This window comes from Streptomyces sp. WM6378, from assembly GCF_001279695.1.
Taxonomy (GTDB): Bacteria; Actinomycetota; Actinomycetes; order Streptomycetales; family Streptomycetaceae; genus Streptomyces.
Genome location: NZ_LGDD01000188.1, coordinates 79,747 through 97,031, shown reverse-complemented (window position 1 = coordinate 97,031; position 17,285 = coordinate 79,747). Strand labels below are relative to the sequence as shown.

The window sequence follows — 17,285 nt, the reverse complement described above, 5'->3', positions numbered from 1 at the left end:
AAACGCCCGGTTACATTCCGAACCCGGAAGCTAAGCCTTTCAGCGCCGATGGTACTGCAGGGGGGACCCTGTGGGAGAGTAGGACGCCGCCGAACAAATCTTCAACGCTGGTCCCTGAACTTTGGTTCGGGGGCCAGCGTTTTTTTGTGCCCGCTCACCTGGCGTTCATGTGGCAAGAGGACGATCCGCTGTCATGAGGATGACAGGAGCGCTCAGGTCTGCCGGTGTCGCGACCGGTGACGAGGTGATCGTGCCGGCCTACGACACCGGCGAGTTGGCCCGGGCCGTCGCCGCCGCCGGGGCGGTGCCGGTGTTCGCCGACATCGATCCGCTGACCTACTGCCTGGCCCCGGAGACCGTCGGCCAGGTCGTCACGACCAGGACCGCCGCTGTCATACTCGTACACCGCTTCGGGCATCCGGCCGAATCCGCGCGGTTCGCCGAACTGGCCGCCGGGCGTGGGATGTTGATCCTTGAGGAACAGGACCGTGCCGGTCTCGACGGGGAGGTGGCTCAACGGCGGGAGCGGGCCCGGTACTTGGACCGGCGGCTCGTCGGCGTGGAGACGCCCGCACCCGCCGAGGGGCATCGCTATCAGCGGTACGTCGTGCGGGTGCCCGGCAACGGGCGGCCCGACCGGGACGCGTTCGCGCGGCTCTTGCGGCGGCGCGGAGTTCAGTGCGAGGTGCCCGTGCCCATTCCCGTACATCGGATGAGGGAGTTCCGGCGGGGCGGGTGGGTGCTTGGCGAGACCGAGCGGGCTGTCGACGAGACGCTCGCGCTGCCTTCGCTCGACGGGCTTTCCGAGGCGGAATTGCGGCGGTTGGTGTCCGTCTGCAACGCGCTCGGCGGGCTGCTGCAACCCGCATAGCCGGAACCCACGACCGTGGTTCGGAACACCGTCTGATTCGGGGTATGCTTTATCTCGTTGGTGAGGGGGAAACCCCGAAACAACAACCGGCCCCTATAGCTCAGTCGGTAGAGCGTCTCCATGGTAAGGAGAAGGTCTGCGGTTCGATTCCGCATGGGGGCTCAGCAATCCGAAAGGCCCCGCCCATTGGGCGGGGCCTTTCGCATACCCTCTGGCGGTTATCGCTTGGCCTGCTCCGGGATGCGCATGGACAGGATCGCCATGTCGTCGGAGGCCGGTTCGGCGGCGAAGCGCTCGACCGCGCGCAGCACACGGGCCGCGACCGCGCCCGCCGTCAGGCCGGTGCACGAGGCGAGCACGTCGGTGAGGCCGTCGTCGCCGAGCATGCGGGTGCCCTCGCGGCGCTCGGTGATGCCGTCGGTCACGCAGAGCAGGACGTCGCCCGGGTCGAGGGTGATCGTCTGCTCGTACAGCTCCAGGTCCTCCATCACGCCGAGCAGGGGCTGCGGGTCCGCGGCCGGTTCGACGGAGCCGTCCTGGCGCAGGCGCAGCGGGAGCGGGTGGCCGGCGCAGACGATCTTCAGGATGGCGCTGCCGTCCTCCTGGGGCCACAACTCCCCGTAGAGGAGCGTAAGGAAGCGGCTGCGGGCGCCCTCGTCGAGGATCGCCGCGTTCAGGCGCTCCAGGACCGCCGGGCCGCCGAAGCCCTCGCGGGCGAGCAGACGCAGGGCGTGCCGGGCGAGGCCGGTGACCGCGGCGGCCTCCGGGCCCGTACCGCAGACGTCGCCGATGGCGAAGCCGTACGCGCCGTCCCGGATGGGGAAGAGGTCGTAGAAGTCGCCGCCGACCTCGTTGCCCTCGCCGGCCGCGCGGTAGATCACCTCGACCTCGACGCCCGGGATCTGCGGCAGGCCGGGCGGCAGCAGCGAGCGCTGGAGGGAGCGGCTGATGGCCATGCGCTCCGAGTACAGGCGGGCGTTGTCGAGGGCGAGGGCGGCCCGGCGGGACAGGTCCTCGGCAAGTTCGAGAATCTCCTGGCGGAAGTGGTCGTCCGACGGCTTGCCGAGTGTCAGCATGCCGATGACGCGGTTGCGGGCGACCAGCGGCAGTACGACGGTCTCGCCGCCCACCGCGGCCGCCGTCGACAGGGTGGTGCCGAGGCCGCCGCCCGTGTGGGGGCTGCCGGAGCGGCTGAGGTCGCGCATGGAGACGCGGAGCGCGGCCTGGTGGGCGGCTTCGCCGGGGGCGGTCCAGACGCGGGCGCCGGGGGTGGGCACCGGCTCCGGCGGGTTGATCTTGGAGAGGAGGGCCTTGAGGCCGTCGATGCGCTCCTCGTCCTCGTGGAGCACGTACGAGAGGTACGGGTCCGAGGCCTGGTCGGCGATCGTGTAGACGGCGCACCAGGTGGCCAGGGTCGGGACGGTCATCTGGGCCATGAGGGCCAGCGTCTGGTCGCGGTCCAGGGTGCCGGCGAGCAGGTCGGAGGCCTCGACGAGGAAGCTCAACGAGCCTCTGCGCAGGCGTTCCAGCTCGCCCAGGCGGGCCGATTCGACGGCGAGGGCGATGCGGTCGGCGGCGAACTGGAGGCGCAGGGCCTCCTCGTTGGAGTAGCGGCCGGGGGATTCGGCGGCGACGCCGAGCGAGCCGGTGAGGCGGCCCTCGACCTTGAGCGGGACGGTGACGACCGAGCGCATCCCGGTGCTTTCGAGCAGCGGTACGGCGCCGGGCACGGCCGCGAGATCCTCGTGGACGGCGGGCATCCGGGCCGAGCCGTACCGCCCGGTGCCGGCCTCGACGGGGACCCGGGCGAAGCGCTGGCGGGCCGAGGGGAGGCCGGTGGTGGCCCGCACCTCCAGCTCGGTCTCGTCGTCCGTGGCGAGCAGCAGGAAGGCGGAGTCGCCGTCCAGCATGTCGCGGGCGCGCTCCACGGTGCGCTGGAGCAGGCCGTCGAGGTCGTCGGGGGCGGGGGAGCCGATGAAGACCTCGAACGGGTCGACGTTGCGGCTCTCGCCCAGGGCGACCGGGTCCGTCGCGGGTTGGCGTACGGGGCTCTGCAGGACCGCCCGCTCGTCGTCGCGTACGAGCAGGCAGACCGTGGACGGCTCGCCCTCGGTGTCGCGGACCCTGAGGTGCGAGGCGTACACGGGGACGACGCGGCCGTCGGCTCCCCTTATCCCGTACGTGCCTTCCCAGCGCGAGAGTTGGAGGGCCTCGACGATGCCGGTGGAGGTGCCGGGGGTGTGCGGCCAGGCCGCGAAGTCGGTGAGTGCCTTGCCGGTGACCTGCTCGGCGGGGTATCCGAAGAGCTCCTCGGCGTCCTCGTTCCAGGCCCGGACGGCGCCGGCTCGGTCGATCTGGACGACCGCGACGCGGACTCTGCCGTCGGTGACGGGGAGGAGCGCGGTCGGCAGGGCCGGGCCGGCGGAGCGGGTGCCCACGGGGCGGTTGGGGAGGTCGAGTTGGAACCAGACATTTTTTCTGGTTGGCGTGTACTCGACGCCCCAGCGGGAGGCGAGGGCGGCGCAGAGCAGCAGGCCGCGGCCGTTCTCGCGGTCGGGTCCGGCGATGTCGGCGGGGGAGCCGAGCAGCGGAACCTCACGTTCGGGGTAGCGGTCGGCCACTTCGACGCGTACGCCGTCGTCGGAGCGCAGGCACAGGACGTCCGCCTTGGTGCCGGCGTGGACCACCGCGTTGGTGACGAGCTCGCTGGTCAGGACCACGGCGTCGTCCACGACGTCCGCATAGCCCCACCCCTGGAGGGTGTCCCGGACGAAGGCGCGGGCGGTCGCGACCGACCGCCCGACAGGGTCGAAGCTGGCTGCCGCCCGCGCGGTGATCACAGAACTCCTCGTACGCGTCTGGTCGCCCGGATTTCCTTGCCGGGGCTCCGGAACGTGCTCTCCGGGAATCAACAGTCCCATGTCGGCCCGCCCCCTCCGGTGTCCCGTGGTCGTCCTTTGTGCCGCCCTCCCCCAAGCTTTACCGAGCAGAAGGGTACGAACCGCCCCCATGCCGGGCGGACCGGGGCGGTTGGACAGCCGGAAGCCAGGTTACTTACCTTCGCTGTCCGAGCGGATGCCGGTCACCAGTGTTTCCGCCCTCCGTGGGCGGGGACGGATATGCGAAGCTGCCGAACTGTTATGGCCTGGTTCGGCCATGGTGAAACACTGGGCATGCTTCCGGAGACAGCCCGGGCAGTGCGGTCAACCCTTGCGGGAGGGACACGGTGGAGTCTGGCGCAGCAGCGCGGGGCGTAAGCACGCGCGCGAAAGACGATCAGTCCCGGACTCAACAGGCCCGGAGTCACAAGCGTGGAAGTAACGGTACGACCGAGGTGGACACGGCGGCGCTGCAGCGGCTGCTCGCGGCCCTCGCGTCGATGCGGGACGGGAATTTCCGCAAACGCCTGACGGTGTCCGGCGACGGTTTGATGACGGAGATCGCGGCCGTCTTCAACGAGGTCGCGGACCGCAATCTGCATCTGACCGGCGAGATCGCCCGGGTGCGCAGGATGGTCGGGCGCGAGGGAAAGCTGACCGAGCGGCTTGAGAACGGCGCCTGTGAGGGCTCCTGGGCGGCCGCGATCGACGCTTCCAACGCGCTGGTGGACGATCTCGCGCGGCCGGTCTCGGAGGTCGGGCGGGTGCTCTCGGCGGTGGCCGAGGGCGATCTGGAACAGCGGATGGACCTGCGGTCGCACGGCAGTGACGGCGCGGAGCGGCCGTTGCGCGGGGAGTTCCTCAAGGTCGGGCGGACCGTCAACAACCTGGTCGACCAGCTGTCCGCCTTCACCGATGAGGTGACGCGGGTCGCCCTTGAGGTCGGCACGGAGGGCAAGCTCGGCGGTCAGGCCCAGGTGCGCGGTATGTCCGGTTCCTGGAAGGATCTGACGGATTCCGTCAACACGATGGCGTACCGATTGACGGCACAGGTACGTGACATTGCTCTCGTCACCACCGCTGTCGCCAAGGGCGATCTGTCGCGCAAGGTCACCGTGCACGTGGCCGGCGAGATGCTCCAGCTGAAGAACACCGTCAACACGATGGTCGACCAGCTCTCCTCCTTCTCCTCGGAGGTGACCCGCGTCGCGCGCGAGGTGGGCACGGAGGGCGAGCTCGGCGGGCAGGCGCAGGTGCCGGGCGTGGCCGGGGTGTGGAAGGACCTCACCGACTCCGTCAACGTGATGGCGACGAACCTGACCGCCCAGGTGCGCGGCATCGCCCAGGTGACGACGGCCGTGGCGAGCGGCGACCTGTCGCAGAAGGTCACGGTCAACGCGCGCGGCGAGGTCGCGCAGCTCGCGGAGACCATCAACCAGATGACCGAGACGCTGCGTACGTTCGCGGACGAGGTCACCCGCGTCGCCAACGAGGTCGGCGCCGAGGGACTGCTCGGCGGGCAGGCGCAGGTGCCCGGTGCCGCCGGGACGTGGAAGGACCTGACGGATTCCGTCAACACCGTGTTCCGCAACCTGACGACCCAGGTGCGGGACATCGCGCAGGTGACGACGGCGGTCGCCAGTGGTGACATGACCCAGAAGGTCACCGTCGACGTGGCCGGCGAGATGCTGGAGCTGAAGAACACCGTCAACACGATGGTGGACCAGCTCCAGTCGTTCGGTTCCGAGGTGACCCGGGTCGCCCGCGAGGTCGGCATCGAGGGCCGGCTCGGCGGGCAGGCGGAGGTGCCGGGGGCCGCCGGGACGTGGAAGGACCTGACGGATTCCGTCAACACCGCGTTCCGCAACCTCACCGGGCAGGTGCGGGACATCGCGCAGGTGACGACGGCGGTCGCCAACGGTGACCTGTCGCAGAAGGTCACCGTCGATGTCGCGGGCGAGATGCTGGAGTTGAAGAACACCGTCAACACGATGGTGGCGCAGCTGTCGTCGTTCGCCGACCAGGTCACGCGCATGGCGCGGGACGTGGGCACCGAGGGCCGCCTCGGTGGCCAGGCGCGCGTCGACGGCGTCTCGGGCACCTGGAAGGAACTCACCGACTCCGTCAACTTCATGGCGGGAAACCTGACTTCACAGGTGCGACAGATCGCCCAGGTGACGACGGCGGTGGCCCGGGGTGACCTGTCGCAGAAGATCGACGTGGACGCCCGTGGCGAGATGCTGGAGCTGAAGAACACCATCAACACGATGGTCGACCAGCTCTCCGCCTTCGCCGAGCAGGTCACCCGCGTCGCCCGCGAGGTCGGCACCGACGGCCGCCTCGGCGGCCAGGCGCAGGTGCCCGGCGTCGCCGGGGTGTGGCGCGATCTGACGGACTCCGTGAACGGCATGGCCGGCAACCTCACGGCCCAGGTGCGCAACATCGCCCAGGTCGCCACGGCGGTGGCCCGGGGTGACCTGTCGCAGAAGATCGACGTGGACGCCCGCGGCGAGATCCTGGAGCTGAAGAACACGCTCAACACGATGGTCGACCAGCTCTCCAACTTCGCCGAGCAGGTCACCCGGGTGGCCCGTGAGGTGGGCACGGAGGGCATCCTGGGCGGCCAGGCCGAGGTGCAGGGCGTGTCCGGCACCTGGAAGGACCTCACCCAGTCCGTCAACTTCATGGCCAACAACCTGACTTCGCAGGTGCGCAACATCGCCGAGGTGACGACGGCGGTCGCCGAGGGCGACCTCTCCAAGAAGATCACCGTCGACTCCAAGGGCGAGATCCTGGAGCTCGTGACGACCGTCAACACCATGGTCGACCAGCTGTCCAACTTCGCCGACGAGGTCACGCGCGTGGCCCGTGAGGTGGGCACCGAGGGCATCCTGGGCGGCCAGGCGCGGGTGCGCGGGGTCACCGGCATCTGGAAGGACCTCAGCGACAACGTCAACCTGATGGCCGCGAACCTGACGACCCAGGTGCGCAACATCTCCCGGGTCTCGGCGGCGGTCGCCAACGGAGACCTCACCAAGAAGGTGACGGTCGAGGCGCGCGGCGAGGTCGCCGAACTCGCCGACACCGTCAACACGATGGTGACGACACTTTCCTCGTTCGCCGAGCAGGTCACCAAGGTGGCCCGCGAGGTGGGCACGGACGGCATCCTGGGCGGTCAGGCCCGGGTGCCCGGCGTCTCGGGGACGTGGAAGGACCTGACCGAGTCGGTGAACTCCATGGCCGACAACCTCACCGGACAGGTGCGCCAGATCGCCACCGTCACCACCGCCATCGCCCAGGGCGACCTCACCAAGAAGATCGACATCGATGCGCGCGGCGAGATCCAGGAGCTGAAGAACACCATCAACACGATGGTCGACCAGCTGTCCTCGTTCGGCCAGGAGGTCACCCGGGTCGCCCGCGAGGTGGGCACCGAGGGCCAGTTGGGCGGCCACGCCCGGGTGCGCGACGTCGACGGGACCTGGCGCGATCTGACCGAATCGGTGAACGAGATGGCCGGGAACCTGACCCGGCAGGTCCGTGCCATCGCGGCCGTCGCGACCGCGGTGACCCGGGGCGACCTCAACCTGAAGATCGACGTGGACGCGGCGGGCGAGATCCAGGCCCTCCAGGACAACATCAACACCATGATCGCCAACCTGCGCGACACCACCGTCGCCAACAAGGAGCAGGACTGGCTCAAGGGCAACCTGGCCCGCATCTCCGGCCTGATGCAGGGCCGCCGAGACCTCGACGACGTCGCCTCGCTGATCATGACCGAGCTGACGCCGGTCGTCTCCGCGCAGCACGGCGCGTTCTTCCTGGCCATGCCCACGGGCGGCGCTCCGGAAGTCAGCGCGGAGGGCGACGGCTCGTACGAGCTGCGGATGCGCGGGAGTTACGGGTACTCGGCCGGGTCCATGCCGACCTCCTTCCGGCCCGGCGAGACGCTGATCGGGACGGCCGCCGAGGAGAAGCGGACGATCCTGGTGGAGAACGTGCCGCCGGGCTATCTCAAGATCTCCTCCGGGCTCGGCGAGGCGCCGCCCGCGCATGTGATCGTGCTGCCGGTGCTCTTCGAGGGGAAGGTCCTCGGGGTGATCGAGCTGGCCTCGTTCCAGCCGTTCACGCACATCCAGAAGGACTTCCTCAACCAGATCGCCGAGATGATCGCGACCAGCGTCAACACCATCTCGGTCAACTCCAAGACCGAGGTGCTGCTCAAGCAGTCGCAGGAGCTCACCGAGCAACTGCGCGAGCGGTCGGCCGAGTTGGAGAACCGGCAGCGGGCCCTTCAGGCCTCCAACGCCGAGCTGGAGGAGAAGGCCGAGCTGCTCGCCCAGCAGAACCGTGACATCGAGGTGAAGAACACCGAGATCGAGGAGGCCCGGCAAGTTCTGGAGGAGCGCGCCGAACAGCTCGCCGTCTCCATGCGCTACAAGTCCGAGTTCCTCGCGAACATGTCGCACGAGCTGCGTACGCCGCTCAACTCCCTCCTCATCCTCGCCAAGTTGCTCGCCGACAACGCGGAGGGCAACCTCTCGCCGAAGCAGGTCGAGTTCGCCGAGACGATCCACGGGGCCGGCTCCGATCTGCTCCAGCTGATCAACGACATCCTCGACCTCTCCAAGGTCGAGGCGGGCAAGATGGACGTCTCGCCGACCCGGATCGCCCTGGTCCAGCTGGTCGACTACGTGGAGGCCACCTTCCGTCCGCTCACCGCGGAGAAGGGCCTCGACTTCTCGGTACGGGTCTCGCCCGAGCTGCCCGCGACGCTGCACACCGACGAGCAGCGGCTGTTGCAGGTGCTGCGCAACCTGCTGTCCAACGCGGTGAAGTTCACCGACAGCGGGGCCGTCGAGCTCGTCATCCGCCCGGCCGGCTCCGATGTCCCGCACGCCATCCGGGAACAGCTCCTGGAGGCGGGCTCGCTGCGCGACGCAGACGCCGACCTGATCGCGTTCTCGGTCACCGACACCGGCATCGGGATCGCGGCCAGCAAGATGCGGGTCATCTTCGAGGCGTTCAAGCAGGCGGACGGCACGACCAGCCGCAAGTACGGCGGCACCGGCCTCGGCCTCTCCATCAGCCGTGAGATCGCGCGGCTGCTCGGCGGCGAGATCCACGCGGCGAGCGAACCGGGCCGCGGCTCCACGTTCACGCTGTATCTCCCGCTGCACCTGAGCGAGTTGCCCCCGCAGGGCTATCCGCAGCTCGCCCCCGGCAGCATGGAGGGCGCGGCCGGGCTCGCCATCGAGGCCGCGCGGCCCGAGTTCGCACAGCACAACGGGGGGCCGCAGGCGGCGGAAGTCTCCCAGCCGGGTACGGCCGGTCTCTTCCGGCGTCGCCGCAAGGCGCTCGGCTCGGACGGGCAGAAGGAGGCCGCGAGGCCCGGGCAGTCCGTCGCCACCGGCGAGAGCTGGGAGGCGACCGAGCCGGAGCGGGCCGCCGCGCGGACGTTCCAGTTCGCCGGCGAGAAGGTCCTGATCGTCGACGACGACGTACGCAACGTCTTCGCGCTCACCAGCGTCCTTGAGCAGCACGGGCTTTCGGTGCTGTACGCGGAGAACGGGCGGGAGGGCATCGAGGTCCTCGAACAGCACGAGGACACCGCGGTCGTCCTGATGGACATCATGATGCCCGAGATGGACGGCTATGCGACGACTTCGGCGATTCGCCGGATGCCACAGTTCGCCGGTCTGCCGATCGTCGCTCTCACCGCGAAGGCGATGAAGGGGGACCGCGAGAAGGCCATCGAGTCCGGCGCTTCCGACTATGTGACGAAGCCGGTGGACCCGGACCATCTGCTCTCCGTCATGGAGCAGTGGATGCGAGGGAAGTGATCGTCGGCTGTACGAATGACCGGGCGTTGCTGACTGACTGTGGCCGAAGGCGTGTGAGGCCGCGGTATTCGGGGAACCTTCTGGTCTCCCACTGCGTTTCTGCTACGTGCACAGTGACATCGCGGTGACAGGGTGTGGCGACAGGCGGGGTGCGGCTACCATGACCGGCACAAGGACGGGCGACACAAGGGAGTCGTCCCCTGGGGCGGCGCCCGGTGCACTGCCGGGGCGAGGAGGACGGGCCATGGTGCAGAAGGCCAAGATCCTCCTGGTCGATGACCGGCCGGAGAATCTGCTGGCGCTGGAGGCCATCCTCTCTGCGCTCGATCAGACACTGGTGCGGGCATCGTCAGGGGAGGAAGCGCTCAAAGCGCTGCTTACGGACGATTTCGCGGTCATTCTGCTGGACGTCCAAATGCCCGGAATGGACGGGTTCGAAACCGCCGCGCACATCAAGAGGCGTGAGCGGACGCGGGACATCCCGATCATCTTCCTCACGGCCATCAACCACGGCCCCCATCACACGTTCCGCGGTTACGCGGCGGGCGCCGTGGACTACATCTCGAAGCCGTTCGACCCCTGGGTGCTGCGCGCCAAGGTGTCGGTCTTCGTCGAGCTGTACATGAAGAACTGCCAGCTGCGCGAGCAGGCGGCCCTGCTGCGGCTCCAGTTGGAAGGCGGCGCCCAGGGCGGCGCGGCCAAGGAGTCGGCGGGTCTGCTCGCCGAACTGTCCGCGCGGCTCGCGGCAGTTGAGGAGCAGGCCGAGGCGCTCTCCAAGCAGCTCGACGACGAATCCGCCGACGCCGCGGCGGTCGCCACCGCCGCCCACCTGGAGCGCAAGCTCACCGGTCTGCGGCGGGCGTTGGACGCGCTGGAGCCCGGCGCCGGCGGCGCGCCCACGCTCCCTTCGCAGAACTGACGACCGGGATCTGACGTCGCGTCCGGCTGACGTGGCGTCAGATCCCTTGGGGTGTACGACACGGACGGGTGAAGCCGTAGGCACACGTGTCCACCGCCGCCGACCCAGGTAACCTCAGCACCATGGCCTCACGTACGTCCGGCAAGGGTTCCCAGGGCACGGCGGGCACCGCGAAGCGCACCGGCCGTACCCCGGCGAAGAAGGCTGCGCCCGCGAAGAAAGCCGCGGCCCCCAAGGCACCCGCGAAGAAGACCGCCGCGAAGAAGGCGGCGCCCAAGCCCGCACCCAAAGCGGCGCCCTCCCCGACCGGGGGCGTGTACAAGCTCGTGCGCGCCGTCTGGCTCGGCGCGGCCCACGGGGTGGGCGCGATGTTCCGCGGAATAGGCCGCGGCGCCAAGGGACTCGACCCGGCCCACCGCAAGGACGGCGTGGCCCTGCTGCTGCTCGCCCTCGCGCTGATCGTCGCCGCCGGCACCTGGTCGAATCTGCGCGGCCCGGTCGGCGACCTCGTACAGATGCTGGTGACCGGCGCGTTCGGCCGGCTCGACGTCGTCGTGCCGCTGCTGCTCGGCGCCATCGCGATCCGGCTCATCCTCTACCCCGAGAAGCCCGAGGCCAACGGACGGATCGTCATCGGCCTGTCCGCGCTCGTCCTCGGCGTCCTCGGCCAGGTCCACATCGCGTGCGGCTCACCCGGCCGGAACGACGGCACCGACGCCATGCAGGACGCTGGCGGCCTGATCGGGTGGGCCTCGTCCAAGCCGCTCGAATTCACGCTGGGCGACGTGCTCGCCGTGCCGATGCTCGTGCTGCTCACCGTCTTCGGACTGCTCGTGGTCACCGCGACGCCGGTCAACGCCATCCCGCAGCGGCTGCGGCTCCTCGGCGTCAAGCTCGGCGTCCTCGAACCGCTCCCGGACGAGGCCGGCGACGAGGAGCCGTACGACGACGAGTGGCGCGAGACCGAGCCCGCGCCGCGCACCCGCCGCCGCTCCGCCACCCCTGTCGAGCGGGCCCCGGAGCGGGCCGAGGAGGAGGCGCTCTCGCGGCGCCGCAAGCCCCGGCGGGCCTCGGTGCAACCGGCGTTCGAGAACGGCCTCGACCCGGTCGACGTGGCCGCCGCCGCGGCCGCGGCGCTGGACGGCGCCGTACTGAACGGCCTGCCCCCCTCGCCCGTCGTCGCCGACCTCACGCAGGGCGTCTCCGTCGAGCGGGACCACGAGCAGGCCACCCCGCTGCCGATCGCCCGGGCCGCCGAGCCCGAGGCACCGGCTGAGCCCACAGCCCCGAAGCCCACGGCGCCGAAGGCCACGCCGGGCGCCCTGCCCGTCGTGCCGGATCTGACGAAGTCCGCGCCCTCGGCCGCCGAGCCGCTGCCCCCGCGCGCCGAGCAGCTCCAGCTCGCCGGCGACATCACCTACGCGCTCCCCACCCTGGACCTCCTGGAGAAGGGCGGGCCCGGCAAGACCCGCAGCGCCGCCAACGACGCCGTCGTCGCCTCGCTGCAGAACGTCTTCATGGAGTTCAAGGTCGACGCCAACGTCACCGGGTTCACGCGCGGCCCGACGGTCACCCGGTACGAGGTCGAGCTCGGGCCGGCCGTGAAGGTCGAGCGGATCACCGCCCTCGCCAAGAACATCGCGTACGCCGTCGCCAGCCCCGACGTGCGGATCATCTCGCCGATCCCGGGGAAATCGGCGGTCGGCATCGAGATTCCCAACACCGACCGCGAGATGGTCAACCTCGGCGACGTGCTGCGCCTCGCGGACGCGGCCGAGGACGACCATCCGATGCTGGTGGCGCTCGGCAAGGACGTCGAGGGCGGCTACGTCATGGCCAACCTCGCCAAGATGCCGCACGTCCTGGTCGCCGGAGCCACCGGTTCCGGAAAGTCCTCCTGCATCAACTGCCTCATCACCTCCGTGATGGTGCGGGCCACGCCCGAGGACGTGCGCATGGTGCTCGTCGACCCCAAGCGCGTGGAGCTGACGGCGTACGAGGGCATTCCGCACCTCATCACGCCGATCATCACCAACCCGAAGCGGGCCGCCGAGGCGCTCCAGTGGGTCGTGCGCGAGATGGACCTGCGCTACGACGACCTCGCCGCGTTCGGTTTCCGCCACATCGACGACTTCAACGAGGCGATCCGCAACGGCAAGGTGAAGCTGCCCGAGGGCAGTGAGCGCGAGCTGACGCCGTATCCGTACCTCCTGGTGATCGTCGACGAGCTCGCCGACCTGATGATGGTCGCGCCGCGCGACGTGGAGGACGCGATCGTCCGCATCACCCAGCTGGCGCGCGCTGCCGGCATCCACCTGGTGCTCGCCACCCAGCGGCCCTCGGTCGACGTCGTCACCGGCCTGATCAAGGCGAACGTGCCCTCGCGGCTCGCGTTCGCGACCTCCTCGCTCGCCGACAGCCGGGTCATCCTCGACCAGCCGGGTGCCGAGAAGCTGATCGGCAAGGGCGACGGCCTGTTCCTGCCGATGGGCGCGAACAAGCCGACCCGGCTTCAGGGCGCCTTCGTCACCGAGGACGAGATCGCGGCCGTCGTCCAGCACTGCAAGGACCAGATGGCCCCGGTCTTCCGGGACGACGTCACCGTCGGCACCAAGCAGAAGAAGGAGATCGACGAGGAGATCGGCGACGACCTGGACCTGCTCTGCCAGGCGGCCGAGCTGGTCGTGTCCACGCAGTTCGGCTCCACCTCGATGCTCCAGCGCAAGCTGCGCGTCGGCTTCGCCAAGGCGGGCCGGCTGATGGACCTGATGGAGTCGCGGAGCATCGTCGGCCCCAGCGAGGGCTCCAAGGCGCGCGACGTTCTGGTCAAGCCTGACGAACTCGACGGAGTGCTGGCGGTGATCCGGGGAGAGGCTCCCTGAGTTTGGCGGGGGGTGAATTGGGGTAGATAGGTGGGCTATCAGAGGGCAGAATCTGTCGGCTGACAGCCGACCGGCCCAAACAGCACTCGTACGGGATCCCCGAGCAACCGTTTCCCTTGGCCGTACGTCAAGTTGAGGGGGACGTGAAAGCAAGTGTGGTCAGTGTTCCGCCGTCAGGGGCGCGGCCATACCGATGGCGTACAAACTCCGCTCTCCCGGTTGCCCCACTCTTTCGTACCCCCCCTAGACTGAACACCCAGCAGGTGGCTCACGCTCGAAAGGCGCCCCCGTGTCCATCGGCAACTCTCCCGAAGACGACCGGCCTCCGATCGAAGACGACGGGCCATCGATCGGCCGCGCACTTCAGCAGGCCCGAATCGCCGCCGGACTGACGGTGGACGAGGTCAGTTCCACCACGCGGGTGCGCATCCCCATCGTGCACGCGATCGAGCAGGACGACTTCTCGCGCTGCGGCGGTGACGTGTACGCGCGCGGACACATCCGTACGTTCGCCCAGGCCGTCCACCTCGACCCCGACCCGTTGGTCGCGCGGTACGACGCCGCTCACGGCGGCCGTCCCGCGCCCACCCCCGCGGCCCCCCTGTTCGAGGCGGAGCGCATCCGGCCCGATCCGCGTCGGCCCAACTGGACCGCCGCCATGGTCGCCGCGATCGTCGTGGTCGTCGGCTTCGTCGGATTCACGATGTTCAGCGGCGGCGACAAGAGCAAGGGCGGCACCTCCGTCGCCGAGGGCCCCGCCCAGCAGAAGCTGCCCACGTCGTCGGCCAGCCCCGCCCCGGCCAAGCCCCCGGCCCCCAAGCCGACGCCGACCGACAGCGCCATCGCCGCGGTCCCGGCCGACAAGGTCACCGTCAAGGTCACCGCGATCAACGACAAGAGCTGGATCTCGGCCAAGGACCACAACGGCAAGATGCTCTTCGACGGCCTGCTCCAGAAGGGCGAGGCCCAGACGTTCCAGGACGGCCAGCAGGTCGACCTGATCCTGGGCAACGCCGGGGCGATCGAGCTCTACGTCAACGGCAAGAAGATCGACAGCAAGTTCGAGGACGGCCAGGTCGAGCGCCTGAGCTACACCAAGGGCGACCCCCAGGCCGGCTGACGCCCCGGGCCCACGACCCTCGCGGCGGGGGCGTGGGCCAGGACAAAGTAGTCTTGAGTCCATGCCCGAACGCCGCACCGTCGCCCTTGTCACTCTTGGCTGCGCCCGTAACGAGGTGGACTCGGAGGAGCTCGCAGGCCGCTTGGCAGCGGACGGCTGGGAGCTCGTCGAGGACGCATCGGACGCGGACGTCGCCGTCGTCAACACCTGCGGATTCGTCGAAGCCGCCAAGAAGGACTCCGTCGACGCCCTCCTCGAAGCCAACGATCTCAAGGATCACGGCAAGACCCAGGCCGTCGTCGCGGTCGGCTGCATGGCCGAGCGGTACGGCAAGGACCTCGCCGAGGCGCTGCCCGAGGCCGACGGAGTGCTCGGCTTCGACGACTACGCCGACATCTCCGACCGCCTCCAGACCATCCTCAACGGCGGCATCCACGCCTCGCACACTCCGCGCGACCGGCGCAAGCTGCTGCCGATCAGCCCGGCCGAGCGCCAGGACGCCCCCGACGTGGCGCTGCCCGGGCACGCCCAGGACAGCGCCCCCGAGGACCTCCCCGACGGTCTCGCGCCCGCCTCCGGGCCGCGCGCCCCGCTGCGCCGCCGGCTCGACACCAGCCCGGTCGCCTCCGTGAAGCTGGCCTCCGGCTGCGACCGGCGCTGCTCGTTCTGCGCCATCCCGTCCTTCCGCGGCTCGTTCATCTCGCGCCGCCCCAGCGACGTGCTCGGCGAGACCCGCTGGCTGGCCGAGCAGGGCGTCAAGGAGGTCATGCTGGTCTCCGAGAACAACACCTCGTACGGCAAGGACCTCGGCGACATCCGGCTGCTCGAAACGCTGCTCCCGGAGCTCGCCGCGGTCGACGGCATCGAGCGGGTGCGGGTCAGCTACCTCCAGCCCGCCGAGATGCGGCCGGGCCTCATCGACGTACTGACGTCGACCGAGAACGTCGTGCCGTACTTCGACCTCTCCTTCCAGCACTCGGCGCCCGGCGTGCTGCGCGCGATGCGGCGCTTCGGCGACACCGAGCGGTTCCTCGAACTGCTCGACACGATCCGCGCGAAGGCGCCGACGGCCGGTGTGCGGTCCAACTTCATCGTCGGCTTCCCCGGTGAGGCCGAGGAGGACTTCAAGGAGCTGGAACGCTTCCTCACGGCCGCCCGCCTCGATGCCATCGGCGTCTTCGGCTATTCCGACGAGGAGGGCACCGAAGCGGTCGGCTACGAGGGCAAGCTGGACGCGGACACCATCGCCGAGCGGCTCGCGCACCTGTCAAGGCTTGCCGAGGAGCTCACGGCGCAGCGCGCCGAGGAGCGCATCGGCGACACCGTGCGGGTCCTGGTCGAGACCGTCGACGAGGAGGACGGGGCGGTCGGCCGGGCCGAGCACCAGGCGCCCGAGACCGACGGCCAGGTGATCTTCACTGAGAGCGCCGGTCTTGCGCCCGGCCGTATCGTCGAGGCCAAGGTGGTCGCTACCGAAGGTGTCGACCTCGTGGTCGAGCTGCTTGACGGGGTTGAGGAGGCGGGCAGATGACCGGAGTCCCGGCATCGGCGGCGGGCGGTACCGGCCGGACGCCGGCGCCCGGCGGCAAGCTGGGCGCTGCGGCCGTCAACCAGGCCAGCCTCTGGAACATCGCCAACATCCTCACGATGATCCGGCTCGTGCTCGTGCCGGGCTTCGTCATGCTGCTGCTCGCGGACGGCGGGTACGACCCGGCGATGCGGGCCTGGGCCTGGGCGGCCTTCGCCGTCGCCATGATCACCGACATCTTCGACGGGCACCTGGCGCGCACGTACAACCTGGTCACCGACTTCGGGAAGATCGCCGACCCGATCGCCGACAAGGCGATCATGGGCGCCGCGCTGATCTGCCTCTCGCTGCTCGGCGATCTGCCGTGGTGGGTCACCGGGGTCATCCTGTTCCGGGAACTCGGGATCACACTCATGCGTTTCTGGGTCATCCGGCACGGAGTGATTCCGGCCAGTCGCGGCGGAAAGCTCAAGACCCTGGCCCAGGGCACCGCGACCGGAATGTACGTCCTGGCGCTGACGGGTCCGCTGGCCACCCTGCGCTTCTGGGTGATGGCCGTCGCGGTGGTGCTCACGGTCGTCACGGGGCTCGACTACGTGCGCCAGGCGATCGTGCTGAGGCGCAAGGGACTTGCCGCGCAGCGCGCCGCCGGGGGATCCGCGTTGTGAGCGAGGCGGCCCGGGTTCTGCGCCTACTCACGGAGCGTGACCAGACGCTCGCGGTGGCGGAGTCGCTGACGGGCGGCCTGGTGGCCGCCGAGCTGACCTCGGTGCCCGGCGCCTCGCGTGTTTTCCGCGGTTCGGTGACGGCGTACGCGACCGAGCTGAAGCGGGACGTCCTGGGTGTGGACGGGACCCTTCTGGCCGAGCGCGGGGCGGTCGATCCCGAGGTCGCGCTGCAGATGGCGGCGGGGGTGCGCGAGGTGCTCGGGTCGAGCTGGGGGATCGCGACCACGGGCGTCGCGGGACCCGAACCACAGGACGGCCAACCGGTCGGGACGGTATACGTTTCGGCCGTTGGTCCGGCGGGAGCCAAGAAAACCGTCGCATTGCGGTTGAACGGCGACCGGGCGGAAATTCGTATGGAGAGTGTACGCAGCGTGCTCGAACTGCTCTCCAGTGAACTCCGCAAGGATGGGCGGGCACAGGATACGGAACAGAACGGGGGGATTTGATGTTTGCAGCCCTGAGTGAACACGACATCGCTCCCCGCACGGCCGCGGCGCGAGGCGGTACGGTGGGGC

At 69.8% G+C, this 17,285-nt stretch carries 9 protein-coding genes, 1 tRNA gene and 1 rRNA gene; 10 read left to right on the top strand and 1 reads right to left on the bottom strand.

Annotated features, from left to right (window positions below; translation table 11 throughout):
• From rrf to ADK54_RS16630, 3 genes are all read left to right on the top strand, one after another.
• A 5S ribosomal RNA gene (gene rrf / locus ADK54_RS16640) occupies positions 1-95 on the top strand; the annotation flags it as partial.
• A 98-nt stretch (positions 96-193) separates the two neighbouring features.
• The gene (locus tag ADK54_RS16635; RefSeq protein ID WP_053726419.1) at positions 194-871 is read left to right on the top strand and encodes a DegT/DnrJ/EryC1/StrS family aminotransferase; all 678 of its coding nucleotides are present in this window, start codon (positions 194-196) and stop codon (positions 869-871) included.
• Between the two features lie 89 nt (positions 872-960).
• Positions 961-1,033, top strand: a tRNA-Thr gene (locus tag ADK54_RS16630).
• A 56-nt stretch (positions 1,034-1,089) separates the two neighbouring features.
• Here the strand turns inward: ADK54_RS16630 and ADK54_RS16625 are convergent.
• Entirely contained in the window at positions 1,090-3,792 is a 2,703-nt protein-coding gene (locus tag ADK54_RS16625) for a SpoIIE family protein phosphatase (RefSeq protein ID WP_078966430.1), read from the bottom strand.
• Between the two features lie 305 nt (positions 3,793-4,097).
• Here ADK54_RS16625 and ADK54_RS16620 point away from each other — a divergent pair, with 305 nt between their 5' ends.
• The 7 genes from ADK54_RS16620 (at position 4,098) to ADK54_RS16590 (ending at position 17,216) form a co-directional block, all read left to right on the top strand.
• The gene (locus tag ADK54_RS16620) at positions 4,098-9,593 is read left to right on the top strand and encodes a HAMP domain-containing protein (RefSeq protein WP_420717320.1); all 5,496 of its coding nucleotides are present in this window, start codon (positions 4,098-4,100) and stop codon (positions 9,591-9,593) included.
• A 244-nt stretch (positions 9,594-9,837) separates the two neighbouring features.
• Positions 9,838-10,512, top strand: a complete 675-nt coding sequence (locus ADK54_RS16615; RefSeq protein WP_053726416.1) for a response regulator — start codon at positions 9,838-9,840, stop codon at positions 10,510-10,512.
• Positions 10,513-10,634: 122 nt separating this feature from the next.
• A complete protein-coding gene (locus ADK54_RS16610) occupies positions 10,635-13,394 on the top strand; it encodes a DNA translocase FtsK (RefSeq protein ID WP_053726415.1) in 2,760 nt (919 codons plus the stop codon).
• 289 nt (positions 13,395-13,683) lie between these two features.
• Complete coding sequence (locus ADK54_RS16605; protein ID WP_053726414.1) at positions 13,684-14,514, top strand: helix-turn-helix domain-containing protein; 831 nt, start codon at positions 13,684-13,686, stop codon at positions 14,512-14,514.
• Positions 14,515-14,575: 61 nt separating this feature from the next.
• The gene (rimO, locus tag ADK54_RS16600) at positions 14,576-16,045 is read left to right on the top strand and encodes a 30S ribosomal protein S12 methylthiotransferase RimO (RefSeq protein ID WP_053726413.1); all 1,470 of its coding nucleotides are present in this window, start codon (positions 14,576-14,578) and stop codon (positions 16,043-16,045) included.
• Positions 16,042-16,710 carry a CDP-diacylglycerol--glycerol-3-phosphate 3-phosphatidyltransferase gene (pgsA, locus tag ADK54_RS16595; RefSeq protein ID WP_053726412.1) on the top strand — a complete coding sequence of 223 codons (669 nt, stop codon included), beginning with the start codon at positions 16,042-16,044 and terminating at the stop codon, positions 16,708-16,710. The genes rimO and pgsA overlap by 4 nt, the downstream gene beginning before the upstream one ends.
• Positions 16,707-17,216 carry a CinA family protein gene (locus tag ADK54_RS16590; protein WP_053726411.1) on the top strand — a complete coding sequence of 170 codons (510 nt, stop codon included), beginning with the start codon at positions 16,707-16,709 and terminating at the stop codon, positions 17,214-17,216. Before pgsA ends, ADK54_RS16590 begins: the two co-directional genes overlap by 4 nt.
• The last annotated feature ends 69 nt before the right edge of the window (positions 17,217-17,285 follow it).